27 protein-coding genes are annotated in these 25,332 nt (G+C 38.9%); 13 read left to right on the plus strand and 14 right to left on the minus strand.

What is annotated here, in order from left to right:
- Nucleotides 1–2 precede the first annotated feature (2 nt).
- The gene (gene hutC, locus H4J46_RS07370; RefSeq protein WP_182232942.1) at nt 3–713 is read right to left on the minus strand and encodes a histidine utilization repressor; all 711 of its coding nucleotides are present in this window, start codon (nt 711–713) and stop codon (nt 3–5) included.
- Between the two features lie 246 nt (nt 714–959).
- On the opposite strand from hutC, the gene hutI reads away from it, so the two are divergent.
- Nucleotides 960–2,195: an imidazolonepropionase gene (hutI, locus tag H4J46_RS07375; protein ID WP_182232885.1), complete on the plus strand. Its 1,236-nt coding sequence runs from the start codon at nt 960–962 to the stop codon at nt 2,193–2,195.
- A gap of 240 nt (nt 2,196–2,435) precedes the next feature.
- On the opposite strand, the gene rraA is transcribed toward hutI, so the two are convergent.
- The 6 genes from rraA to priA form a co-directional block, all read right to left on the minus strand.
- Complete coding sequence (gene rraA, locus H4J46_RS07380; protein WP_182232886.1) at nt 2,436–2,921, minus strand: ribonuclease E activity regulator RraA; 486 nt, start codon at nt 2,919–2,921, stop codon at nt 2,436–2,438.
- A gap of 485 nt (nt 2,922–3,406) precedes the next feature.
- The gene (locus H4J46_RS07385; RefSeq protein ID WP_182232887.1) at nt 3,407–3,808 is read right to left on the minus strand and encodes a gamma-butyrobetaine hydroxylase-like domain-containing protein; all 402 of its coding nucleotides are present in this window, start codon (nt 3,806–3,808) and stop codon (nt 3,407–3,409) included.
- A gap of 27 nt (nt 3,809–3,835) precedes the next feature.
- Entirely contained in the window at nt 3,836–5,164 is a 1,329-nt protein-coding gene (gene hslU / locus H4J46_RS07390) for an HslU--HslV peptidase ATPase subunit (protein ID WP_182232888.1), read from the minus strand.
- Nucleotides 5,165–5,187: 23 nt separating this feature from the next.
- The gene (gene hslV, locus H4J46_RS07395; RefSeq protein WP_182232889.1) at nt 5,188–5,706 is read right to left on the minus strand and encodes an ATP-dependent protease subunit HslV; all 519 of its coding nucleotides are present in this window, start codon (nt 5,704–5,706) and stop codon (nt 5,188–5,190) included.
- Between the two features lie 454 nt (nt 5,707–6,160).
- Nucleotides 6,161–6,721: an SPOR domain-containing protein gene (locus H4J46_RS07400; protein ID WP_182232890.1), complete on the minus strand. Its 561-nt coding sequence runs from the start codon at nt 6,719–6,721 to the stop codon at nt 6,161–6,163.
- 249 nt (nt 6,722–6,970) lie between these two features.
- The gene (priA, locus tag H4J46_RS07405) at nt 6,971–9,187 is read right to left on the minus strand and encodes a primosomal protein N' (protein ID WP_259365728.1); all 2,217 of its coding nucleotides are present in this window, start codon (nt 9,185–9,187) and stop codon (nt 6,971–6,973) included.
- A gap of 247 nt (nt 9,188–9,434) precedes the next feature.
- On the opposite strand from priA, the gene rpmE reads away from it, so the two are divergent.
- From rpmE to alr, 3 genes are all read left to right on the plus strand, one after another.
- On the plus strand, nt 9,435–9,647 hold the full coding sequence (gene rpmE, locus H4J46_RS07410) for a 50S ribosomal protein L31 (RefSeq protein WP_182232892.1): 213 nt from the start codon (nt 9,435–9,437) through the stop codon (nt 9,645–9,647).
- Nucleotides 9,648–10,139: 492 nt separating this feature from the next.
- Complete coding sequence (gene dnaB / locus H4J46_RS07415; protein ID WP_182137457.1) at nt 10,140–11,558, plus strand: replicative DNA helicase; 1,419 nt, start codon at nt 10,140–10,142, stop codon at nt 11,556–11,558.
- Between the two features lie 12 nt (nt 11,559–11,570).
- Complete coding sequence (gene alr / locus H4J46_RS07420; protein ID WP_182232943.1) at nt 11,571–12,644, plus strand: alanine racemase; 1,074 nt, start codon at nt 11,571–11,573, stop codon at nt 12,642–12,644.
- 172 nt (nt 12,645–12,816) lie between these two features.
- On the opposite strand, the gene H4J46_RS07425 is transcribed toward alr, so the two are convergent.
- The 7 genes from H4J46_RS07425 to H4J46_RS17170 form a co-directional block, all read right to left on the minus strand.
- A complete protein-coding gene (locus H4J46_RS07425; RefSeq protein WP_182232893.1) occupies nt 12,817–13,374 on the minus strand; it encodes a carboxymuconolactone decarboxylase family protein in 558 nt (185 codons plus the stop codon).
- Between the two features lie 400 nt (nt 13,375–13,774).
- Nucleotides 13,775–14,413 (minus strand): TetR/AcrR family transcriptional regulator, encoded by a 639-nt coding sequence (locus H4J46_RS07430; RefSeq protein ID WP_182232894.1) that lies wholly within the window; start codon nt 14,411–14,413, stop codon nt 13,775–13,777.
- Between the two features lie 180 nt (nt 14,414–14,593).
- Entirely contained in the window at nt 14,594–15,013 is a 420-nt protein-coding gene (locus H4J46_RS07435) for a secondary thiamine-phosphate synthase enzyme YjbQ (protein ID WP_182232895.1), read from the minus strand.
- Between the two features lie 427 nt (nt 15,014–15,440).
- On the minus strand, nt 15,441–15,905 hold the full coding sequence (locus H4J46_RS07440) for a chemotaxis protein CheX (protein ID WP_182232896.1): 465 nt from the start codon (nt 15,903–15,905) through the stop codon (nt 15,441–15,443).
- Nucleotides 15,906–15,983: 78 nt separating this feature from the next.
- Entirely contained in the window at nt 15,984–16,484 is a 501-nt protein-coding gene (locus H4J46_RS07445; RefSeq protein WP_182232897.1) for a DUF6702 family protein, read from the minus strand.
- Nucleotides 16,484–17,155, minus strand: a complete 672-nt coding sequence (locus H4J46_RS17165; protein ID WP_259365729.1) for a hypothetical protein — start codon at nt 17,153–17,155, stop codon at nt 16,484–16,486. Before H4J46_RS17165 ends, H4J46_RS07445 begins: the two co-directional genes overlap by 1 nt.
- The gene (locus tag H4J46_RS17170; RefSeq protein ID WP_259365730.1) at nt 17,110–17,820 is read right to left on the minus strand and encodes a M1 family aminopeptidase; all 711 of its coding nucleotides are present in this window, start codon (nt 17,818–17,820) and stop codon (nt 17,110–17,112) included. The genes H4J46_RS17165 and H4J46_RS17170 overlap by 46 nt, the downstream gene beginning before the upstream one ends.
- A 421-nt stretch (nt 17,821–18,241) precedes the next feature.
- Between H4J46_RS17170 and H4J46_RS07455 the strand changes: the two genes are divergently transcribed.
- The 9 genes from H4J46_RS07455 (at nt 18,242) to H4J46_RS07495 (ending at nt 25,326) form a co-directional block, all read left to right on the plus strand.
- Complete coding sequence (locus tag H4J46_RS07455; RefSeq protein WP_182232898.1) at nt 18,242–18,469, plus strand: hypothetical protein; 228 nt, start codon at nt 18,242–18,244, stop codon at nt 18,467–18,469.
- Nucleotides 18,470–18,773: 304 nt separating this feature from the next.
- Nucleotides 18,774–19,760: a tRNA dihydrouridine(20/20a) synthase DusA gene (dusA, locus tag H4J46_RS07460; RefSeq protein WP_182232899.1), complete on the plus strand. Its 987-nt coding sequence runs from the start codon at nt 18,774–18,776 to the stop codon at nt 19,758–19,760.
- Nucleotides 19,761–20,405: 645 nt separating this feature from the next.
- Nucleotides 20,406–21,281, plus strand: coding sequence for a sulfurtransferase (locus H4J46_RS07465; protein ID WP_182232900.1), 876 nt, complete (start codon nt 20,406–20,408; stop codon nt 21,279–21,281).
- 417 nt (nt 21,282–21,698) lie between these two features.
- Entirely contained in the window at nt 21,699–21,992 is a 294-nt protein-coding gene (locus H4J46_RS07470; RefSeq protein ID WP_182232901.1) for a hypothetical protein, read from the plus strand.
- 13 nt (nt 21,993–22,005) lie between these two features.
- A complete protein-coding gene (pspA, locus tag H4J46_RS07475; protein ID WP_182232902.1) occupies nt 22,006–22,668 on the plus strand; it encodes a phage shock protein PspA in 663 nt (220 codons plus the stop codon).
- Nucleotides 22,669–22,777: 109 nt separating this feature from the next.
- Complete coding sequence (locus tag H4J46_RS07480) at nt 22,778–22,990, plus strand: PspC domain-containing protein (protein WP_182232903.1); 213 nt, start codon at nt 22,778–22,780, stop codon at nt 22,988–22,990.
- A 39-nt stretch (nt 22,991–23,029) separates the two neighbouring features.
- Nucleotides 23,030–23,368, plus strand: a complete 339-nt coding sequence (locus H4J46_RS07485; protein ID WP_182232904.1) for a hypothetical protein — start codon at nt 23,030–23,032, stop codon at nt 23,366–23,368.
- A 528-nt stretch (nt 23,369–23,896) separates the two neighbouring features.
- The gene (locus tag H4J46_RS07490) at nt 23,897–24,325 is read left to right on the plus strand and encodes a copper chaperone PCu(A)C (protein ID WP_182232905.1); all 429 of its coding nucleotides are present in this window, start codon (nt 23,897–23,899) and stop codon (nt 24,323–24,325) included.
- An 8-nt stretch (nt 24,326–24,333) separates the two neighbouring features.
- Nucleotides 24,334–25,326 carry a DUF2333 family protein gene (locus H4J46_RS07495; RefSeq protein ID WP_182232906.1) on the plus strand — a complete coding sequence of 331 codons (993 nt, stop codon included), beginning with the start codon at nt 24,334–24,336 and terminating at the stop codon, nt 25,324–25,326.
- The last annotated feature ends 6 nt before the right edge of the window (nt 25,327–25,332 follow it).

Genomic DNA, 25,332 nt, shown 5'->3' on the forward strand with positions numbered 1-25,332 from the left:
AATTAAAAAATTAAATGACTACCTAAACGGTATTTATTTCCTGGTGAGGTTAAGGTGGCTAAACTCACCACACCTTGGCTTGACCAGGTGCGACGTTTAACCTGTAAACAAGGGGTAATATGGCTAATCGCTAATAAATGGCCAATCTCTTGACTGGCTAATATGGCTTCCACCTCATGTGTTGCTTCGGTCAAGGGGGCTTCGGATGATAAATACTCATGTGGCGTTATTTGTGTAAAGTCTTGTTCAAGATAATTAGCCACTAATTTTGGATTAACAAATCGTTGCTCTAACTGTATGGGAGCATTATTTTCAAAATGCAGTACGCTTGAGTAATAGGCGATATCGCCGGCTTTAAGGGCTAATAAAATTGCCACTTCTTCGTTGACTTTAACGGCCTCTAAGATAAGTTGTTGAGCACGATATTGATGACCACGCTCTTGTATTTCATCAGCTATATTGCGAATTTCTAATAATGAAGACTGTGACTTAAAGTTTGCGACAAAAGTACCAGAGCCTTGAGAACGTACCAATAAACCTTGCTCAGTAAGTTCTTGTAAAGCACGTCGAGCGGTCATTCTACTGACCGAAAACTGCTCGGTAAGCTCATTTTCTGAAGGGACTTTACTGTGTTCAACCCACTGGCCAGATTCTATTTTTTCACAGATGTGCTGTTTGATAACACGGTATTTTGCGGTTTTTACTTGTGTCATTGTCATACCTAATACGGGATAATGTGCAGAGTAAACTCTTACTTGTATATACAATCTCATTTTTTCTCTGCGAGGTCAAGAGTTGTATATACAAGCTTGCTTGTTAATTTGCTATCAGTTAAAGTGAAATTATAAATAAACGCTGAGCTTTGTTGGGTCATATTTATATGCCATAAGTCATGGCATATTGAAAAGTATCCTAAAAATAGTATTAAGGTTAGTGATAAATAAGCAATTTGGAATTTTATGTCGACGAAAACACAACACTGGCAAACCCTTTGGACTCATGTCAATTTAGCCACTATGACCGATGGAGCAAAAACTTACGCCGTGATTGAAAATGGTGCTATAGCGATTACGAATGGAAAAATTGCTTGGCTGGGCACAATCACCGAACTGCCTGACTTTGATACTGCTAAGGTAAAGGTAATTGACGGCAAGGGCGCTTGGTTAACGCCCGGCTTTATCGATTGTCATAGCCATATTGTTTATGGTGGCAACCGCGCGAATGAATTTGAAATGCGTCTTGAAGGTAAGGGCTATGAGGAAATTGCCAAGGCTGGCGGTGGTATTATTTCAACGGTTAAAGCAACCCGTGCTGCTAGTGAAGATGAGTTATTTAACAGTGCATTAAAACGTTTAACGGTTTTGCATCAAGAAGGTGTTACTAGTATCGAAATTAAATCGGGTTATGGTTTAGACACAGATACTGAAATTAAAATGCTCAATGTTGCTACTAAACTAGGGCAAACATTACCGGTCACAGTACAAAGAACATTTTTAGGTGCGCATGCGCTACCTGTTGAGTATCAAGGTCGTGCGGATGAGTATATTGATTTGGTCTGTAAAGAGATGATACCGCACATGGCAAAAAGTAAACTAGCTGATGCAGTTGATGTATTTTGTGAAGGTATTGGTTTTAATTTAGTGCAAACCGAAAAAGTGTTTGCGGCAGCCAAGGCGCATAATTTACCAATAAAAGTGCATGCCGAACAGCTGTCTAACCTTGGTGGCACTAAGTTAGCAGCAGAATACCAAGCGCTATCTGCTGATCATATTGAATTTATAGACGAGGCAGGTATCGTGGCAATGAAAGTGGCTGATATGACCGCGGTATTATTGCCGGGTGCATTTTATTTCCTACGTGAAACCCAGTTACCCCCGATTGAGCTATTGCGTAAACACGGCGTGAGTATGGCTATTGCTACCGATGTAAATCCAGGCTCGTCGCCGATTAACTCACTGCAGCTAATGCTCAATATGGCTTGTACATTTTTTAGGTTAACGCCGGTTGAAGTTCTTGCGGGAGTGACCTGTCACGGTGCTAAAGCGCTAGGGATGTCGAGTAGTAAAGGGCAGTTAGCCGTGGGTTATGATGCGGATATTGCTTGTTGGGATATTAATCAGCCGGCTGAGTTATGTTATCAGTTTGGTGTGAATCCGCTGATTCATCTAATGAAAGCCGGGGAAATAGTGATTTAGTCTAGAGCGAGTTAACTTGAAATGGCATGGGTAATTGGAACAGCTAGTGAGCACTCAGCCTACTTAGTCTGCGTAACGGGCACATTAATATAATCGTAATCGTCAAAACCTTGATCACGACAGATAAGGTCTTTGTTTAAAGCAACCACTATAGCAAAGATAAACAAGTATATATTGCCATACAGTTTAAGTATGGCAGCCGAATTATGAATAGTATTTACACATTCAAATTAGATTAAACTAGTCAATATCTAAGGGGTCAGGCGATAAAATAACGCCGGTATTATCGGCATAAATATGATCATCAGGTAAAAAGGTTACGCCGGCAAAGTTTATTGCCAAGTCGCTTTCACCAATCTTGCTGGTACTGGCACCAACGGGGATCGACAATAAACCTTGTATGCCAATATCAATATCTTCTAAGGCGTCAACGTCTCGTACGCTACCAAAACAAATAATGCCTTCCCAATTATTTTTTGCTGCTTGTTCAGCAATACTAATATTAATCAGTGCGCGACGTGTTGAGCCACCGCCGTCAATAACCAAGACCTTGCCGGTACCGTCAGTGTTAGCTAACTCGGCAATTAAGCCATTATTCTCAAAGCACTTTACTGTGACAACTTTACCGCCAAAAGAACTTCTGCCACCATAATTACTAAATAAGGGCTCAAGTACATCGATTAAATCAGTGTATATATCACACAGCTCTGAGGTGTTGTATTCCATAGTCAGTTTTCCCTAGATCGCATTTCTTATTAACTAGTATAACGGTTGAATACACAGGCACAACCGCTAAGCCGCTATAGATGCTAAATAAATCTAGCGAAAGCATAAATAAAAAGTGTGACTTAACCATCGTTATTAGCTTTTAATAAGCGTTATATTTATGCTTGTTAGGAGGGACCTTGTGCTTGATTTTCATCCGAAAGCTATGATAGTGCAGTAAATAAACGGATTATTGTCAGTTCTTAGTAAATCGCTCTTGGTAAATGGCTTTAGCAAAAGTAGGATAAATTTACTAACCATGATGGTTATTAGGTTATATAGCTAGTGATGCTGTTTAAGGGGATTTGATCAGAAAGGTGACTTTACCAGTAAGGCACGAGGCGTTTACTCAGTATCTAAAGCGTAAAAAATTTTAATTAAAATTTTTAAATTTAAAATCAGTGACGCTTTACTGTGCTGGCCGTTATTATAGTGCCTAAGAGTTATTACTTAACTTCTTTAATTTCTATCGAAGCTTCTCGGCTATTTACCGTTGAGCCTGTACTTTGTAAGTAATTTTGCCAACGCTGTTGATATTCCGTGCCGAGTGTTTTTAAGTAATCACTATTATAAACACTGCTATGCTCATCATCAAAAATAAATCGGTAGCCATGTTTGCCCACCGATTCTATTTTTAGCAGACGTACCTGCTTTTTATGATAAACCTTTGGCGCTGAACCTGCAGCCTGACCTTTGTCTGTGGTTGGAGCAAAAACACGTAAATATTCGAATTTTAAATCAATCACTTCACTGTTTTTTTGTTTAATATCTTTAAGCTCAGCCCTACTAAAAGAAACCGATAAACTCGCTGTAGCATTATTGATCACAAAGCGGTTAATTTTACTCATGTATTACTCCTAACCGTATTTTAGCTATTATAAAATAAAGCGACTTAGATCTTCATCTTTAATCAGATCAGACAAAATATTAGCAACAAATTCAGCATCAATTAGAATGCTTTCGCCGGCACGATCATTGGCGGTAAACGAAAGCTCTTCGATTAACCGTTCCATCATGGTATGTAAACGCCGAGCACCAATATTTTCAGTACTTTCGTTAACTTGCCACGCGGCATTAGCAACCGCTTTAATGCCATCTTCACTAAATGAGATATGCACGCCTTCAGTCGCTAACAGAGCAATATATTGCTCTGTTAAAGAGGCATTAGGCTCAGTGAGTATGCGCACAAAATCTTCAGCAGTGAGCGGCTTTAACTCAACACGGATCGGTAGTCGACCCTGTAATTCTGGAATTAAATCAGAGGGCTTTGACATTTGAAAAGCGCCAGAAGCGATAAATAAGATATGGTCAGTTTTAACCATACCGTGTTTAGTGCTAACGGTAGAACCTTCAATTAATGGTAACAAGTCTCGTTGTACACCTTCTCTTGATACGTCAGGACCTGAGCTTTCACCGCGCTTACAAATTTTGTCTATTTCATCAATAAAGACAATACCATTTTGTTCAACCGCGTATATTGCTTTTTCTTTGATGTCGTCTTGATTAACTATTTTCGCCGCTTCTTCTTCTTGCAAGGCTTTGAAGGCATCTTTAATTTTCAGTTTACGTTTTTTGGTTTTATCACTCGACATGCTTTGGAACATGTTTTGTAATTGTGAAGTCATGTCTTCCATGCCAGGAGGTGCCATAATTTCAACGCCAACTTGTGGTGCGGCTAAGTCGAGTTCAATTTCTTTGTCATCAAGTTGACCTTCGCGTAATTTTTTACGAAAAGCTTGACGAGTTGAGCTGTTTTCTGGCTGCTCGTCGTTACCTGAACTGTTGCGAGCTGGCGGTAGTAATATATCTAGAATACGTTCTTCAGCAGCTTCTTCGGCTAAGTGTTTTACACGTGCCATTTCCCGCTCTTTGGTCATCTTAATGGCCATATCAGCAAGGTCACGAATAATAGTTTCAACTTCTTTACCGACATAACCGACTTCGGTAAACTTAGTTGCTTCCACTTTAATAAAGGGTGCATTAGCTAGTTTCGCTAAGCGTCGAGCTATTTCTGTTTTACCAACACCTGTGGGGCCAATCATCAGAATGTTTTTCGGGGTAACTTCATCGCGCAACTCTTCGTTCAGTTGCATTCTACGCCAGCGGTTTCTCAGTGCTATTGCAACCGCTCGCTTGGCATCGCTTTGACCAACAATGTGGTTATCGAGTTCGTGAACTATCTCACGTGGTGTCATATTCGACATATTAATTCCTTACAAATTGGTGGTTATAGTTCATCAATCACATGTTGTTGATTGGTAAATACACAAATGTCACCAGCAATTTTCAATGATTTTTCAACAATCTCTTTGGCAGAAAGGTCAGTGTTTTCAAGTAATGCTGTGGCTGCTGATTGGGCAAAATTTCCACCACTACCAATGGCAATAAGATCGTTTTCTGCTTGGATAACATCACCATTACCGGTAATGATCAGTGAGGCTGTTTCATCGGCAACCGCTAATAAAGCTTCTAGTTTGCGCAGCGCACGATCACTGCGCCAATCTTTTGCTAACTCAACGGCCGCTTTAGTTAAATGGCCTTGATGCATTTCTAGCTTGCTTTCAAAACGTTCAAATAGAGTAAATGCATCAGCTGTGCCGCCAGCAAAACCTGCAAGTACTTTGCCATTATATAAACGGCGCACTTTGCGTGCATTACCTTTCATTACAGTGTTGCCAAGGGAAACTTGACCATCACCACCAATGGCAACTTTGCCATTACGTCGGACAGAAACAATAGTAGTCACAATTAACCTCTTCTATATTGCCAACTGAGATAGTCGGCTTGTCTAATGTAGATTAGATAAGGGGTGGCTTAAGCTTTTTCAAGGGAGCGGTGATGAATAATAGTAAACAGACAACTTTAATAGGTTTTAAGTTTGCTGTTGTCTGTTTAAAAAAATATCGTTCAGAGTTAAGTTAGTTTTTAGCTCTTAGATTAAGTGACTATTTTTATGATTGGCTATCGGTACTTTATTGTTAGCGTTTATCAATATTAATACTGATAAACTGAGCAAGCATTGAGCCAGTTTTTTCAATACATAGTTAGTATTTGTCGCTTTAAATGGGGTGCTAGTTGACCACGCCAAGTTATGCCTTGGAACTGATGGTTTAATACTAATCTAGATACCTTTATAAATTGGCTGAAAAAGGCCTGAAGCAATATATAAAGACATACGTTGCTAAAGTACCAATCTTAAGTTAGTCCCAACCCCAAATTTTACAAGCGTGGATCGCGTTGTTTTTTAATTTATGTTTATCTTTTTCTGCGTTACGTTTTTTATCGTAAGGGCCTAAATAAACTTTATACCAAGTTGACGAGCTACCAACAGATTTACCCACTTGCGCTTCTAGGCCGGTGAAGGCTATTTTTGCCTTTAAGGACTCTGCTTGTTTACGGGTTCTAAATGAACCACATTGCATTTTATAGGGGCCTTTTTTCTTTACTTCGTACTGACCTACTTCAACTTGTTTACTTTTTAGGTCATCAACGTAGGTCCACTTTTCCTGTGGTAGTTCAGGTAATTCAACTACCTCTGTGGTCTTTTTTACCTTGATGATTTTAGGGGCAATAACGACTGCAGGTTGCTTGTCTTTAATGCTCCACAGCAGGTAGCCAAAACTGGGCAAAGCGATCACTAAAAAAGTGGAAATTAATTTTATTTTCAATGAGCTACCTTGAGCTGGTTCAATATTTTTTTTATATGGGCTTTGTTTTTTATTTTTTACTCGAGAGCGGGAAACGTAATCTTGATGTGCCATGAAAAACTTATACTAGAAAACTTTCATCAATTCTAACCAACTACTAAAGGAATATCACCCATTGAGTGCATTAATTGCATAAAACTCACCCTAGGTGGAGCATAAGTTTGGATTAAGAGTAGTTTAAAGACAAGTTTTTAGCTGTCAGCTGTCAGCTGTTAGTAAGTTAAAAGAAGTTTTAAGCTTGGTTTTGCTCCCACTTTACTTCTGGTTAAATAGGCTTGTAAGCTGTGCTTTGCGCAGCATCAATTACCAGCTTAAGTCTACTGGATCGATATCAATTGACCATCTAACTTTTGATTGCCATTCATTTGTGGCGCTATGGTGAATTAGCTTAAATACGGCTTGATGCAGCTGCTTTCTAGACTTGGCTTGTAAAATTAAGTGGAATCTAAATTTACCGGCCTTTTTCCCCATTGCCGCGGGGACAGGCCCAGCAAACTGGCAACCTTCAAAGGCTATTTGGGTCATAGCGCGTAAAAATTTTTCCGGGTAAGAAGGGTAGTTTGCTTCAGCTCTAAACAATGCTTGAAAGCTAAAGGGTGGCAATAAGGCTTGTTGGCGTTCAATAAGCGCTTGTTTAGCAAAGTGTTGATAACCATTTTGTACTAGGTCTTGCAGTAATGGATGATCAGGGAATTTACTTTGTACCATCACTTTACCAGGCTTACTTGCTCGACCGGCTCGGCCTGACACTTGTACTAAAAGTTGTGCCATATGTTCAGCCGCACGAAAGTCGTAGCTAAATAAAGCACCATCAACATCAAGCACAGCAACTAAGGTGACATCAGGAAAGTGATGGCCTTTTGCGAGCATTTGTGTGCCAATCAAGAGTTGATGCTCTTTATTACTTACCTCGGTTAATAACTTGGCTAACGCACCTTTTTTACGCGTGCTATCTCGGTCAATGCGCACGGTAGAGTAATCAGGAAAAAATTCACCAATTTTTTCTTCTAATTGCTCTGTGCCTTGTCCTAAGGGTTTAATGCGAACACTGCCACAACTTGGGCATTGTGGTGGAATGCGTTGTTGACTGGCGCAATGATGGCAAATCAGCAACCCTTGGCCCTGATGTAAAGTAAAAGCTTTATTACAGCGTTGGCAATCAGCAATCCAATGGCATTCTTGGCAGTTAATGGCGGGGGCATAACCACGACGATTAAGAAAAATTAATGCTTGCTCACCACGAGCTAAGGTATTTTTTATGGCTTGTTTTAAGCTACCGGAAAGGCCATGTTCCATTTGTTGTTGCGCCACATCGATTAAGCTGATTTTTGCGGTTGAGGCATTACCGGCACGTTTGCGTAATTGATGATAATGATATTTTCCGCTCAAGGCATTTTGCAGTGACTCAAAACTGGGTGTGGCAGTGCCGAGTATAATGGGAATATCAAGTTGCCTAGCTCTGAGTATGGCAATATCGCGCGCATGATAGCGAAAGCTGTCTTGCTGTTTAAATGAAGCATCGTGTTCTTCATCAACAATGATCATGCCTAAATCATTAAGCGGAGTGAAGATAGCTGAACGGGTACCAATAACAATCGCCGCGGTTCCTCGTTGTGCTTCTAGCCAAGTTTGTAAACGTTCTTTGTTGTTCAAACCTGAGTGATGCAGGCTTATCGGCACATTAAAGCGTTGTTCGAAGCGACTTAAGGTTTGCGGTGTTAAGCCAATTTCAGGTACTAAAACTAGCACTTGTTTGTTGTTGGCCAATATTTGCTCCATGGCCTGCAAATAAACCTCGGTTTTACCACTACCGGTTATACCATCGACTAAGTGACAAGAAAACTGCGCTTGCATTTCCTTCACGGTGGCGACAATTAGCGCTTGTTCCGCTGATAATGCTAGCCGGTTATCTTGCTGTAATGCTTGCTCTTGCCATTGAAATAAAGTTACCGCACGGCTTTTACTATAAATGAATTCTTTTTTCTCAAGGGCATTAAGCTGTGCTTTATTAAAGCCAAGGGTTAATAACTCTGACCACGTCATGCCTTGATGCTGCTTGAGCATAGTGAGTAACTCAGCCTGTTTCGGGGAGCGTTTGGCGGTAGTTGTTTGTTCCTCTTCGCTTAAGTCTGTTTTTGTTAACCAAACTAGCGGTAGTTCAACATCAGGTTGTTTTATTTGTCGCAATAAAACCGGTAATGCTTGCTGGAACACATCGCCAATAGGATGATGATAGTAATCGCTACAGCGTTGAATAAAATGCAGCAATTGGGGTGAAAAACTGAAGTTGTCATTAACGCGACTGAGCACTAATTTTAATTTTTTAGCCGCATATTCAGTGCTTTCATCTATCGACAAAACAATACCAACCACTTGGCGAGAGCCAAAAGGCACAATAACTCGTTCACCTAACTGCACGGCGTTAGTGTTCAGTTCCGCCGGTAGTTTGTAAGTAAACAACTGGCGCATAGGAACGGGTATTGCAACTTGCAGGTATATATCTGTTGAAGTTATTGCCAAAAATACTGCCATATAGAAATAAAATGTTATGCATATTCTACTGCTTAATGACGCAATGCCAAGCTCGAAAATTAGACTAGGGGGATTTTTATGAAATTAAGCGATTTATTGCTCAATTTTTTAGCAATTTTCATTGCCATAGGAAGAGCGATACTATAACATTCGCCTCCATTATTTTAAACTCGTATGGTGCTTGGCAGCAATAATGACTGACCGAGTGGCGATGCGGCCTTAACAGAGGTTTCCCATGAAAGACGGTATCCATCCAAATTATGCAGAGTTCAAGGCAACTTGTTCTTGTGGTAACATTATTACAACTCGTTCAACTGTAACTAAAGACATACATCTTGACGTGTGTTCAGAATGTCACCCATTCTATACTGGCAAGCAAAAATCTGCTGAGACCGGTGGTCGTGTTGATAAATTCAACAAGCGTTTTGGTGCTCTTAGCAAGAAGTAATTCTGCTAATAGACCAGTAGAAAAAAGCACCTTTAGGTGCTTTTTTTTTGTCAAAGTTTAAGTTGGCATGTCATGTTAACTCAACATTTTTATCCTCTTAATGTCGCTTAAAATCAACTTTGTTACTTTATTTAACTGTCAAGAGCGCTTCAAGTTACCCATTATGGCCAAATCAAGTGCTTAATTTAATGGTCATATACCAGAGTTGCTAAATACCCTAAAAAATATAAATACGCCTTGATCTCGACGCTTTTAAATAGCTAAATAGAGGGTTGAATACGCTTAGTCATGCTTGATTTATTGACGTTATAACTAATAAGTTGAATCCTTTTTAGCGTCTAAAATAGTGGGATATTTCTTGTTAATATCATTTTGCTTACGGGGAATTTCTGCTATATTTGCTCTCTTTATTTTCGAATAATTTTATAAAGTTTATTGCGCCAATATGCTCGCCAATAAGCAGAGATTATCGCCAAGCATTCAAGGTGTGATATGGCCGATCGCAAGCCAACCAAGTTTAGTAAAAACAATCAGTTTCCTCGAGACAAGCAAATTGATGAATTAAAAGTTCCGCCGCATTCTTTAGAGGCAGAGCAATCAGTGCTAGGTGGTTTATTGTTAGATAACGAAACTTGGGATCGCGTAAGTGAACGAGTTGTTGCACAAGACTTCTATAGTAGATCACATCGTATAACCTTTGAGACTATTGGTCGGCTAATTGAATTAGGTGAGCCGGTCGATTTGATCACTTTATCTGAAGCACTTGAAAATGATCAAAAACTGGATGATGTTGGTGGTTTTGTTTATCTCGCTGAAATGATGAAAAACACCCCAAGTGCTGCCAATATTACCGCTTATGCGACTATTGTGCGTGAACGTGCAGTAACGCGCGAAATGATCAGTGTAGCCAACGAAATTGCAGAAGCGGGTTATGATCCACAAGGGCGAAGTAGTGCGGATTTACTTGATTTTGCCGAAACTAAGGTTTTTGCGATTGCCGAGCAACGTGCTAATAAGTCGGAAGGCCCAGAAAATATTAATTCAGTCTTAGAAAAAACAGTTGATCGTATTGAGAAACTTTGTGCATCACCGACTAATGGTGTTACTGGCGTTTCAAGTGGCTTTACTGATTTAGATAAAATGACCGCAGGTTTTCAAAAATCAGATCTCATCATTGTTGCTGGCCGTCCGTCTATGGGCAAAACGACTTTTGCCATGAACTTGGCTGAACATGCTGCCATGACTGAAGATAAACCCGCGTTAATCTTCAGTTTAGAGATGCCGTCAGAGCAACTAATGATGCGTATGCTGGCGTCACTTGGTCGTATTGACCAAACTAAAATTCGTACTGGCCAATTAGAAGATGAAGATTGGGCGCGGTTATCATCAACTATGGGCTTATTAATTGAAAAAGGTAAAATGTTTATTGATGATGCGGCGGGCTTAACACCGACAGACGTGCGTTCGCGAGCACGACGTATTGCCCGAGATCATGGCGGTATTAGTATGATCATGATCGATTATCTGCAATTGATGCGTGCGCCACAATTTTCTGATAACAGAACCTTGGAAATTGCTGAAATATCTCGTTCATTAAAAGCGTTGGCAAAAGAATTAGAAGTGCCCGTTGTGGCGTTATCTCAACTTAACCGTGGCTTGGAGCAGCGTTCTGATAAACGACCAATAAACTCAGATTTACGTGAATCAGGCTCAATTGAGCAAGATGCCGACTTAATCATGTTTATTTATCGTGATGAGGTTTATCACGATGATTCTGAATACAAAGGTATGGCTGAAATTATCATCGGTAAGCAGCGTAATGGCCCCATTGGTCGAGTACCTTTAACCTTCCAAGGGCAATTTTCTCGTTTCGATAATTATGCTGGCCCGCACGTATTAGGTGAAGATTAAGCGCCCATGACATTGCACACAGCCACAGCGATTATTGATTTAGATGCACTAAGTGATAATTACCAGCTTATTCAGTCATTATCGCCTAAGGCTAAAGTTCTCACTGTGCTTAAGGCTAATGCCTATGGCCATGGTTTAGAGCTGATTGCTAAAGCACTGCCTAATGCCGATGCTTTTGGTGTCGCACGTATTGATGAAGCGCTCGCACTTAGAGCCGCCGGTATTGTAAAACCTATTGTATTGCTTGAAGGTTTTTTTGCTAAAGAAGATATTGATATATTGGCGGCGAGTAACTTACAAACTATAGTGCATAACGAGCAACAGCTGGCTGCTATTTTGGATGCTAAGCTGGCCACTCCACTAAAGGTTTGGTTAAAAATTGATACTGGCATGCATAGGTTGGGTATTAATCCTGAGCAACTAGCACACTTTTATAAAGCGTTAAGTCAAGCAAAAAATGTCCAGCAGCCAATAGTGCTGATGAGCCACTTAGGTTGTGCGGATGATAAAAACAACTTAGCTACAGCAAAACAAATTTCATTATTTGATCAACTTAGCGCTGATTTACCCCTCGAAAAAAGCCTAGCTAACTCTGCTGGCGTTTTACTTTGGCCAGCAAGCCATTATCAATGGATTAGACCTGGACTATTACTTTATGGTGTTTCACCACTAGCAGCAGATAGCTACATAGACGGTATTGCCCCAGTGATGACTTTGCAATCAAGTTTGATCTCTGTACGTGAAATCGCGGCAGGATCTGCGGTTGGCTATGGTGGTGCCTGGGTGAGTGAAAGTAACACTATTATAGGTGTAGTTGCTATTGGTTATGGTGATGGTTATCCCCGCCATGCCCCTAGCGGTACACCGGTTTTAATTAATGGTCGGCGTGTGCCACTTATTGGCCGGGTAACTATGGATATGATCACGGTAGATTTAGGCGCTCAAAGCCAAGATAGCGTTGGCGATATTGCCACGTTATGGGGCAAAGGTTTAGCGGTTGAAGAAGTGGCTGAATTTGCTACAACTATTCCTTACGAACTTTTGTGTAATATTACCCGTCGTGTGCATATTCAGCTCGCAAAGTAACCATTCACTATTCAAAAGTTATAAAAAGTGACTAGACTATGATAGTAAAGCCGTTCTACATTGCATGTTATGATAGCGCAGTAGTAAGTCGTGCACTTTGCCTTTCGCTATGAGCACAAAAAATAGCGACTACAGCCATGTAGATGGCTTAGTCGCTAGATAAAAAAGCCCGTTACTTGGCTGTTTTTTCCCAAGCGAATGGCTTGAATGCATCATCAACAGGTGTTTCGGCAATATGATTGGTGTAATTGCTGATCACTTTTTGTGATAAACCTAAAATGATCTCCAACAACTGTTGCTCACCGTAACCAGCAGCATAGAATGCCGCTAATTCTTCATTAGTAACATTGCCTCGATTACGAACAATAATTAAGGTCATATCAAGTAAAGCTTGCAGTTTAGCTGTAGGCATTGCTTGTTGATCACGCAAGGCTTGCGTTAAATTAGGGTTTACTTTCATTGAGTGTGCAATGCCGGTATGAGCTGGAACACAATATGTGCAGCCGTGTTCAACATTAATACCTTGCCAAACTACGGTGAGTTCTTCTGCGTCAAATGAAGAGTTAGCAAAAAGCTCATGTAATGTTTGGTATGCGCTTAATAAACTGGGTGATGAAGCTAACACGCCGTGCAAGTTAGGTAACATACCGTATGCACTAACTGATTTTTCTAATAGTGCTTTACTTGCTTCTGGTGCTGATTCAATAGTGTGTGTAGTTAATGTCGTCATATCGAATTTCCTCTATAAAAACAAACACATTGCGGTTGCAACAAGCTTATTGTTATTTAATGATTAAAAAATTGACCAACCAGCTAAGAATATATTTAACATGCCGGTCGGTAAGTAATTGTCTATTATTGTACCGATCGGTATATTTAAGTCAACAGCTAGCTATATAAATAATTTATTTTACAGGAGCTTTGTTGAGTTAAAATCTATTAAGTCGTAAAATCAGATGGTTATGTTTATGCTTGGTGTTTAATGTTACCTTGGCTATTAGCAATGAAAGTTGAGCAAGGAAATAAAGCGTGGGCAACTGTAGAGTTAAGCTGAACTTATAACAATGCATATCAATGGGGATATGACCATCGAATATCAGCCGTAAAGTTGAGGCAGGTAGTAGAGAAGACTATGGTGATTTTGGGCTCGGCGCAGTATGGTTTTTACTGGTATTAAATACGCCAGTCAACATAGTATCAATAACAAATTCAAGTTCTGTTGGCGGTACTTTTGAGCGCGCCATCGACGCGGTGCCTTTCAGTGCTGTGTATAAACTTAAGGCGTTACCGGTTGAATTTTCATTTAAGCCTAAGGATATGGCTTCCTTATCAGTGGAAAATAATTCAGCTAATAAAGTTTTGGGCGCTGCTTCTATTTTGATAAGTAACTTTGCCGCTTCTGCTGGAATATCACCACCAGCGACTTCTGATTGACACAGCACTAAATAACAACCTTTGGGTTGCTCAGTGCTGCATTGCATACCGACAATTGACATCATATAGTTTTTTAAACGCGTTTTTAATGGTATGTTTGCTGCGTATAAAGCGCCAAGGTGGGCTTTCATATTATTTTCTATATAGTGCTGAGTCGCTTTAATGAATAAGCTTTCTTTATTACCAAACGCGCTATACATACTAGGTTTGTTAATATTCATACTCTTGGTTAAATCAGTTAAAGAAGCGCCTACAAAACCTTTAGCCCAAAACACTTCCATTGCTGCTTGCAATGCAGTTTGCTCATTAAATTTGCGTTTGCGACCACTAACCACAACAATATCCGTTCATTTTGTTTGAATATCCATATTGTACCAAAGGGTATTTTTAAGTTCAATCTATCAAATAGTCATGGAAAAGCACTTATAAAACTGTGCTTCGATAGCCGATAAATAGCCATTTTTTAAATTTTAACAACAAGAATCTAGTGTTTAGTTGAGTAATATGGCGATACATTACTCGCCACTAATGGTCAGTATTAGGGTTCTTGAACTGCTATGAATACGGTGCTCACCTAGATAAATCCCTTGCCAAAGTCCTAAGTTCATTTGGCTGTTTTTTAAAGGAATACTGACGCTACTGCCCAACGTACTTGCTTTAATGTGGGCCGGCATATCATCGGGGCCTTCATAAGTGTGACGATAATAAGCGGCATTTTCTGGGACAAAGTGATTAAAGTGTCGTTCCATATCATCACGCACTGTTGGGTCAGCATTTTCATTAATTGTTAATGATGCTGAAGAATGTTGGATGAAAAGATGTAATAAACCAAAACTCACGGGGGAGAGCTCTGCGAGTGCTTGCTCAATATCAGTTGTGATTAGGTGAAAACCACGTTGATAAGGTTGTAGTGTTAACTCTACTTGCTGCCACATAAGGCTTCTCCAAAGATAATTTTAATTAACGTATTATAGTTTATAGGTTTTTACATTGAGGTGTAAGTTATGAGATGAATATAGGTCGTTAGAGTCAAGCCTTAACATACACCTTTGTAGTCGTTAATTGTTGCCGTCTCAGATGAAATTAACTGGGTCATTTGCATTTGATCCATCACGTTGACAAACTGAAGTCTGACCGAGCAAAAATCGCCAAACACTATATGGTCTGCCATAGGTGCTATGTTTAATATAGATTAATGTTGGATTAGACCATAAACCTGTGCCGAGATGGATTTTGCTACTTGTGTTGCTACTTGTGTTGCTACTAGAGCGAATAAGTCGTATTTTTAGGTAGGTACTTAGTTTTATCTGAACACAAAAAAAAACCGTATTAAACGAGGCTAAATATTGTTATGCAAATCGATTATTTATTGAAACTAAATTCAATATAGGCAGTACCGTATTTAGACGTTAGTGGCATAATAATAACCGGTCCGTCAGCCTTGTGCTGAATCGTGTGATCAATGCCAGAAACAACTATAGGGGTTGCCATATCAAACTCAATGCCTTTTTCACTCAGCATACGTTTTGCGCCACCAGAAACCATATTGGTAATTTCACCCACTAAATCAGTAATTTCGTCATTGATTACATCTGGGCCTTCACCAACCATTTTCTTCATAGTGGCCAGTGCTAACTTGGCTTCAAAGGTAATAGATAAAGAACCTTTAGTTTGTTTTCCCACCATACCAATTAAACCTGAAACATCGCCTTTTGCTATTTCATTTGTTTTCAAACGAGGTTTTTCAGGTGTTAATTCCATTTGCGCCATGGTTGACATAACGTTTAGCATTGAAGAAAGAAAGGGGTTAATAAAGTCTACATTCATAAATATTTCTCCAAAGGCATTTTTTAATTTAGTTACTTAATTTTTCACATTTATCAGCATAATTTAAAGTTAACTATATTAATCATTAATTTTAATGTAATTCATAGTAACTGATTTGTTGAAAGTTAGGCTACCTTTTATCATGTTACTGTAAAAATTAACGGTATTAACCTGTTTTACATAACGCTTGGTTAGCAAACGGTTGATTATTTTTAGTCCAATTAACGAATAATCGAACGCAACTTCTTGATAAAGAAAAATGTTGCCTTTATTGATTTTAAATCCGATCCAGTTCAATGGTATTGCTTGGCTTTGATAATAAAGCTGAAAATGCGCTTCAACATATTGGCGAATAATATTTTCGTAATCGGGATGAGCAATTGAGAAGTGAATTTGCTTTGTTTCTGCAATCGCGTTTTCAATATCGTGAGCGGTTATTTGGTGAATAACTTCAATCGACTGAGTACGCTCATTTAAGGTCAAATCTGTCATGCTAAAAAAATAACGGTGGGCCACCGCATTAAAGGCTAGCTCACACAATAGCAAAACAAAAATTCGTTTAGCTAGGTTTAACAACATTATTGCTGTCCAACCTCCGCTTGTTTTTCTGCATTTTTTTCATTAGTACTTTTTAATTCAACGTTGTAATTACGCATCATGTCTTTTTTCTTACGTTTGTATAAATCAAAGCGAGACTTAATTGGACGTGCAGGCCAGTAGTTGTTACTAACATCTACATCAGCTGTTTCCCAGTTAGGGTCAATCGCAATGCCGGTTATTTCTTGGTCACGAATAAATAATTTAGACACTTTTTTGCTGTCACGACGCCAGGTTTCAGCCGGTATTGTTACCTGTTCAACGCTGTTATCAGCATAAGTAAGATCTAAAATAATCGGCATAACTAAGCCACCTTTATTTTCAAAATCAATAACGTAGAAGTTTCTTTCGTCAAGTAGTAGGTCTTTTTGCCATTGTTCTAATTTTTTATGATTTTTGTTATATTTATTATGAGCTTTGTTTGTCGCAGTAAACTTATCATGTTCGTTGTAAAAATCTAACAAGTGAGGTTTATCATCTGTGCGAAGCCACTGGCCATTATTACGAATTTTGCTAATAAAGTCAGGTTGTTCGTTGTATAGTGCTCGTTCCCAAGCTTCTTCCGTATCTGGGTTTTGGCTATTCGGACGGTACAAATGAATGTTACCTAAAGCAATATCAACATGATCTGTGGTGTAAACCAACCACGCCAAAACCAGTCTAAATCGACACCTGAAGCATCTTTCATGGTACGGAAAAAGTCAGCAGGGGTTGGGCGTTTGAACTTCCAACGTTGGGCATATTCTTTAAAAGCAAAATCAAACAATTCACGACCCATAATAGTTTCACGTAAAATGTTTAATGTGGTTGCTGGTTTGCCGTAAGCGTTGTTACCAAACTGTAAAATTGACTCTGAGTTAGCCATTATGGGCACTTGGTTGTCACTTTTCATGTAACTGATCATATTAGCGGCATTACCACGGCGTGAAGGATAGCCTTCTTCCCATGCTTGCTCAGCAACAAATTGTAGGAAAGTGTTTAATCTTTCATCCATCCAGGTCCACTGACGTTCGTCAGAGTTAACAATCATGGGGAAATAGTTATGACCCACTTCATGAATAATAACGCCAATTAGGCCATATTTAGTCTTACGAGAATAAGTTTTTTCACCGGTTTTTTTATCTAACGTCGGGCGTGGGCCATTAAAAGTGATCATGGGATATTCCATGCCACCAACAGGACCGTTTATCGAGATAGAAACAGGATAGGGGTAAGCAAAGGTATACTTATTATATTGTTCCATTGTATGAATAATGGCCTCAGTCGAGTACTTTTCCCATAGCGGATTACCTTCATTAGGGTAGTAAGACATCGCCATAGTGTCAGTTTTCCCACCTTGGTAGCCTTGTGCATCCCAAATAAATTTACGACTTGAGGCAAAGGCAAAGTCACGAACATTTTTCGCTTCAAATTGCCAAGTTTTGGTCTTAGTCGCGCGAGACTTTTCGTTTACTAAAGCTTATTAAGCGATATTAACCCCTGTTATCTATAAAAAAATATTTTTATGTTTTCAAAATTGCTAAAATCAGTGCTAATTTTTAATCGTTCAGAAAATAAAGCGCCAAATTTTATCCTCATCTATCTTTTAATATCATTTGCTTGGCACAATCAAATGATATTACCTTTGTTGTCAGTCATGGTGGTTTTACAGAACGCTTAAATGCTGCATTAGTTGAACATTCTCATCAATATGTGCTAGTGCTATTTTTTACCCTGTTATTTTTATCCTGCGTTTGTCGATGCTTTATTTACTCAATAAAACTGATCAGTTTATTGAAGCAGATGAACCGATGAAAGTTAATGTAGGCAGTGACCAAATAGTTAAAGAAAATAAAGATGTGGTTCGCTTATTATCGCTGTTGGCAGACACCACAGTGCAATTAGCTAAAGTAAAAGCTCGTGAAGTTTTAGCACAGCCAGATAAAAAAAGACGGTCAATAACATCTTGGCTGTGCAAGCCGAATTAGAACTAGCGTTAGCTGATATCGCTATACTGGGTAAGTCTAATGAAGAATTAAGAGGTAAACTTAAGCAGTATTTAGCGGCTTAAGGGATAAGCTGCTCACTAATGATTAGCTAAATTGCATTACTTAATCTTGTCTTATTAGTCATATTTAAACAAAAAACTGCAAGCTATTGGCATTTTCAGTATAACGGCTAAATATTATTTCTTTTGTTTCGCATCACTAAAGCCTTTATAATTAGTTAATATTTCAGTGGTTGTTATCTACAGCTACCTTCGTTTTACACTTAAAGGTTTTTTACCACTTTATGATTTCACACAAACTTTCTATTGCCCCCATGCTCGATTGGACTGATCGCCATTGTCGTTATTTTTATCGTGTAATGTCTAAGCAAACTGTCTTGTATACCGAAATGGTAACTACGGGCGCAATATTGCATGGAAAAGGTAATTACTTGGCGTATAACGAGCAGGAGCATCCATTAGTGTTACAGCTTGGTGGTAGTGATGTAAAGGCGATGACCGAATGTGCAAAAATTGCTGAGCAGCAAGGTTACGATGAAATCAATATTAATGTGGGGTGTCCGTCAGACCGTGTGCAAAACGGCAAGTTTGGTGCTTGTTTAATGGCTGAGCCAGAGTTAGTTGCCGATTGTGTTGCTAGTATGCAAAACGCAACTAAGATCCCGACAACGGTAAAATCTCGTATTGGTATTGACGACCTCGATAGTTATGAATTTTTGCAGCAGTTTTTAACAACGGTTAGTGCGGCGGGGTGTCAGCACTTTATTATTCACGCGCGCAAAGCTTGGCTCAGTGGTTTAAGTCCAAAACAAAACCGAGATGTTCCACCATTAGACTATCAAAGGGTTTATCAACTTAAACAAGACTTTTTGAAGCTTGAAATTTCAATTAATGGTGGCATAACCACTTTTGCACAAGCAAATGAGCACATGCAGCATATTGATGGCGTGATGATGGGTCGAGAAATTTATCAAAACCCTTATATGTTAACCCAGGCTGATAATGATATTTGGCAGGCTGGCGCAGAGGTTAAATCACGACAAGCAGTGCTCAATGAAATGGTTGACTATATTGACCGTCACGTTGCCAACGGTGGTCGTGCCTGGCATGTGGCAAGACATATGTTAGGTTTATGTAATGGCTTAGCAGGCGCTAAACAATTTCGTCGTTATTTAAGTGAAAATGCCAATGGCGAAAATGTGGGTGGTGAAGTGCTGCAACAAGCTTTTGCTAAAGTATTACAACTTAACCCGGATCTCACCATGATCTAAAGGTAATCTAGCCTTAATGTTAGTTTATTAGCACTGAACTAGTTACTTTACATACTGAATACTCAGCTCTACTTAGCGCTTTAAAGGTCCCAATACTGGCAAGTCAGTGCTTGATTTTGGGACTTATCTATCATTTTATAACTAGTACTTTGTTTGATTGATGTTTGCACAAACCTAACTATATAGTAGTAAATTTAACCACATCACAGGGATGTTAACGTCTACTTAGCATAGTTAATGCTTGTGTTGAAATAAATTAACTTTAAAAATAATGGATTAGGTTTGACTTATGCCTTGGCATAACCTTTGTAAGTGTTATAAACAACTTAAAAGGAATTATACCATGCTAAGTTTTACGCTATTATTTACGCTATTTATGTTGCCTAGTGTTTGTGTGTTGGCGACCTCACTGATTGTCGCTCATTTAGAACAAGGTAATTAATCCTTGTTACTTGTTACCTTAAAGCGCAAAGTTAATGAGAAAATGAGCTAATATTTTTTATGGTTTTTTAGTCATATAACTCATCACTTTAACGGCATTTTATACCTGCATTACGCATTTGAAAGCTCTCTTTAGCTAAATACTGTACTTTGGTGTTTAACTCGGCTAATTTTGTTTTATGCTTATCAGCAAGAGTTTAGATTATGACGTATTTTCAGCAATTAATTTCCAGTATCGATTTGCACGCGATACTAGGTAGTAAAGACCTTGTGGTGTTAGATGCGAGTATTCCACCTGTGGGTAACATGGCTGCGCCAGAATATAGTTGGCCTGAATATCGTCTGCCCAAGGCTCGCCGTTTCGACTTAAATCAACACTTCTCAGATTTAGCTAGCGATTTACCCCACACCATGCCATCAGCTACTCATTTTGAACAAGCTGCAAAAGCCTTAGGGATTAACCAGCAAAGCCAAATTGTGGTTTATGATGATTTAGGTTTATTTTCTGCCGCGCGTGCTTGGTATATGTTTAGAGCCATGGGGCATAACAATATTGCCGTATTAGACGGTGGTTTACCTTATTGGCTCAAATTAAAGAAACCGGTCGCGGATCCCCAAACCGATATCCATGTTAAGCTGCACCGAATTATTGGTAATTTTGTTGCCAAAGAGCAAGTGGGCTACTTTTGTGACTGGCGTGAAGTTGACAATCAAACTCGTTCGCAAGCTGAACTTATTCTCGATGCTCGTGCTGAACGTCGCTTTCAGGGCTTAGATGCAGAGCCTCGTGCAGGTGTGCGTAGCGGCCATATGCCAAATGCAAAAAACTTACCCTACAACCATTTGTTCAATCAAGGGCGGTTTAAATCTCCTGATGAATTGGCCGAAATTTTTGCGCATATTAATACTAATAAACAAGCGATGATCATGAGCTGCGGCTCAGGTGTTACCGCCTGCATTTTGGCGCTGGCTGCAGACATTATCTGTCATAAAGAGGTGCGAGTATATGACGGCTCTTGGAGCGAATGGGGCTCGTTACCTAACACAATCGTTGAAACCTCCACGAATAACTTTGAGTAAAAATAAGGCTATCAATACTATCCTGTCTACCTGTCTACCTGTCTACCTGTCTACCTGTCTACCTGTCTACCTGTCTACTTATGATGACACCAGCGTTTATTTTGCTGTCATCATAGCCACAAATCTACCTGCTAATGGCCTAGCTATAAATTTGATTATAGCTACAAAGCGGCCAAGTAAAATCTTAAATTAATTATTGGTCAATTTCACTATTTTCAATGTAGATATTGACCATATTATAGTTTGACATATTATGTCTTACGATGGGGTCTTATCTCTATTATTTTAAAATAACAACAATAACAATTAGTTAAATATTTTTAAGCAATTGGCACAGCACTTGTACTAGTAATATCAGATACCAACATGAAGCGTTAACTATTCACACTTTATGTTACTCACATAAGGATATTAATAATGAAACTATTACAAAGTAAACAGACATTACGCGCCTTTTTATTATCTTGTACTTTGCTATTTACGATCAATACTTATGCACAAGATACTGGCTTAGCGCAAAATTTAACCTTAAGCGTGCAGGCACAAAAACAGAAAGTTCAGCGTGATCTATCTGCAGAACTGGCACATTCAATTAAGGTTGAGCTAGATCGTTTTTCGACGCGCTACAGTACAGTGAAAACTCAAGAGTTAGCGGCAGTTTCCAAGCAAAAAAAATTAGCAACAAAAAAACAACAAACTTCAGCGTATTAACAGGAGAAATACCATGGGCATGTTTACAAGATTTACCGATATTATTAACGCCAATATTAACGCCATGTTAGATAAGGCAGAGGAACCAGAAAAAATGATCAAGTTGATCATTGATGAAATGGCAGAAACCTTGGTTGAAGTGCGTTCAGCAGCGGCTAAGCAGATTGCTGAAAAGAAAACACTGTTGCGCCATATCCGTGTAATGGAAAGTCGCGTTGCACATTGGCAACAAAAAGCTGAACTTGCTTTAAATAAGAGTCGTGAAGACTTAGCCAAATCCGCGCTAGTTGAAAAACAAAGTTGTACACAAAAGCTAGCAGAATTTAATGAAGAGTTAAGCCAATTTGATGAGTACCTAAATGCGCTTCAGCTAGATAGTCAACGTTTGCAAGATAAGTTAACCGAGGCAAAGCGCAAACAGGAAGCCTTTGCAATACGCCAACAATCTGCAGAAGTGTGCTTGAAAGTGCGTGAGAAAGTCGCCATTGATCATATTGACCAAGCGATCAGTAAATTTGAGCGTTATCAACAAAAAATTGACCGTGTTGAAGCGGCAGTTGAAGCCTATGATATGACATCTTCAAAATCTGTAGATAGCCAGTTTCGTGCGCTAGAAAATGATGAAACCATTGAGCAAGCGTTAGCGCAATTAAAGCAAAAAATAGCTAAAGCTTAACAGGCAGTCATTATTAATGCCGCGCTGTGATCTTGGATAATCCTTGGTGTTATTCATATTTTTTAATTTAATATATAAAAGTGCTCAGCTTGGGCACGAGGAGTAAGTGATGCGCTTTAATCGTGAGTATTCGGTGAATAAAACCTTAACTAAAGATGTAGTACATAAAAAATTATCAGGTGTTTGTGGCGGTATTGCTAAGTATTACAACTTACCTCGAATAGCCGTTAGGGTAGGGGCTATTCTCGCTTTATTGATGTTTCCTGTTGCCACCGGCGTCGCCTATTTAGTCGCTACCATGTTAATGCCGACTAAAGCTTAACGCGTTAAATTTGTTTTAATATAGTAAAGGGAGCCAGCTATGTCATTTTTTAAATCATTATTTTTAGCCATTTTTGCCACACTATTTTTAACTTATGTTTTAGGTGTCAGCTTTATAGATTTATTTGATGTTGACATTTATATGGGAGAGCAAATGGTTGAACCATTAAAGGCCATTAGTATTTCAGCACTAGTGGTGGTGCTACTGGTGTTAGTTGCCCTAGCAATAGCGATGAGTGTATTTGGTTCATTGATTTTTATTGTTATGCTCTTGCTAGGTGGCAGCGCTATGTTATTGGTGGGTGTGTTTTGGCCAATATTTTTAGTGGCTGGCGTTATTTGGTTAATCACACGAGATAAAAGCTCTGTTCAATGCTAATATTTTTCTGCAGATATTAATATTAGTCGAGATGAAATCTCAGCAGAAAAGTTAAAAATAATAAAATTTACAACATAGCTACTTGATCTTTTTACTTATTTGTTCACAGAAAAAACACTGACACTAATAGTCATAATAGCTTTCAGCGTTCTATATTGAACCTATGACCCATACAGCTAAGAGCAGAAGGTCGTTAAAATAGTTTACTGATTGTCATTAACTAAATTAGCTACACTTAATAAAGTCATTACCTACACAAAAATACTTTTTTCATCTTGGGTCAATATCCAGAAAATATCATCACAGGTATTCGTCTGAGTAAATAAGCGACAGAGCTCAATATGGATTTTTTTTATTAAGGGGTTAATTGCGATGAGTAGAATACCCTGGGTTTATTTGAAATAATTAAGTTATCCATTTTGCTCAAGCTTAGTTACAATAGTAATAACGAATCATAATATGAATAAAAAGGATGTATAGCAGCTTATGAGGAATGTATTTTTACCCATAATTTCACTGGTGATACTAGTGAGTAGTGTTTTTGCTAATGTAAGCTTGGCAAGTGAGAACACCAAGCTGGTAGTTGAAAATGGCTATGCAAGAGAGAGTATCCCCGGTACGTCGATTTCTTCTGCTTATATGACGATAAAAAATTTATCAGCAAAAAATATTCGACTTATTGCCGCAGCAAGTGCAGTAAGTGACCGGATTGAAATTCATCAACATACCATGTCTGATGGCTTAATGCGTATGCGTCAACGTGACTATGTAGAAATTTCAGCTCAAAATAATACCGTATTTCAGCCTTCAGGTTTTCATTTAATGATTTTTGATTTAAAAAAGCCATTAAAGGCGCAAGAAAATATTATAATCACCCTGTCTTTTGACGATCAATCTAGCATTGATGTAAATTATACGGTTCAAGGTCTTAAACAGAAAAAGCATGAGCACCACTAGGAGTAGTTATGAAAGTTAATATCTCAATAAAAACTGTTATTTCAGGATTTTTAGCGCTATTTTTTGTGCTGTATTTACTTGGCGTTTATTGGAGCTTTGAACCAGAACAATTTGATATTCGTGCTGAAGTGACAAAAGCAGCAACAGCAGAAAATGTTACTCCTGTTGTGGGCTATACCACCACAACGGCATTAATTCGTGTTACTGAAACCTTACTGCATAAGCCAGGTGGTTATTTATCTAATGATGCGCTGCCACCGTCAGTGTTTTTAGATAATATCCCAGCATGGGAGTTTGGCGCACTTGAAATGATAAGAGATATGTCGTTGGTAATGCGCCAAGAATTTAGTCGTTCGCAATCTCAGTCAGTTGAAAACAAAAATTTAAAGGTTGCTCAACCACAGCTCAATATTGATAACACCAGTTGGGCTATTCCTAGCGCTGAAGGTGAATACCAAAAAGCAATTAATGAGTTATATGCATACAGAACGGCATTGACTCAGATAAATAATCAATCAGCTCAATTTTACACGCGTTCTGATAACCTACGCGCTTGGATCCAAGAAGCCACTAAACGTTTAGGCAGTTATTCTCAACGCTTAAGTGCCAGTGTTGGCCGTGAACAAATTAATGTTGATCTTGCTGGCGATAGAGTCGCAAAACAATCGACATCAAGCGCAGCAAGCATGGAGTTAAAAACAAGTTGGTGGGTTATAGATAATGAATTTTATGAAGCCCGTGGCGCTTGTTGGGCCTTGTTGCACTTTTTGAAGGCCATCGAAATAGACTTTAATGATGTCCTAGGACAGAAGAATGCTAAAGTAAGTGTACAACAAATTATTCGCGAACTAGAAGCTAGCCAAGAAGCCATTTGGAGTCCGATAATTTTAAATGGTGATGGCTTTGGTGTGCTGGCAAATCATTCGTTAGTCATGGCTAATTATATATCACGTGCAAATGCAGCACTGATTGATTTAGACGACTTATTGAGTCAAGGGTAATAAAAC

It is taken from the genome of Colwellia sp. MB02u-6 (assembly GCF_014077095.1).
Taxonomy (GTDB): Bacteria; Pseudomonadota; Gammaproteobacteria; order Enterobacterales; family Alteromonadaceae; genus Cognaticolwellia.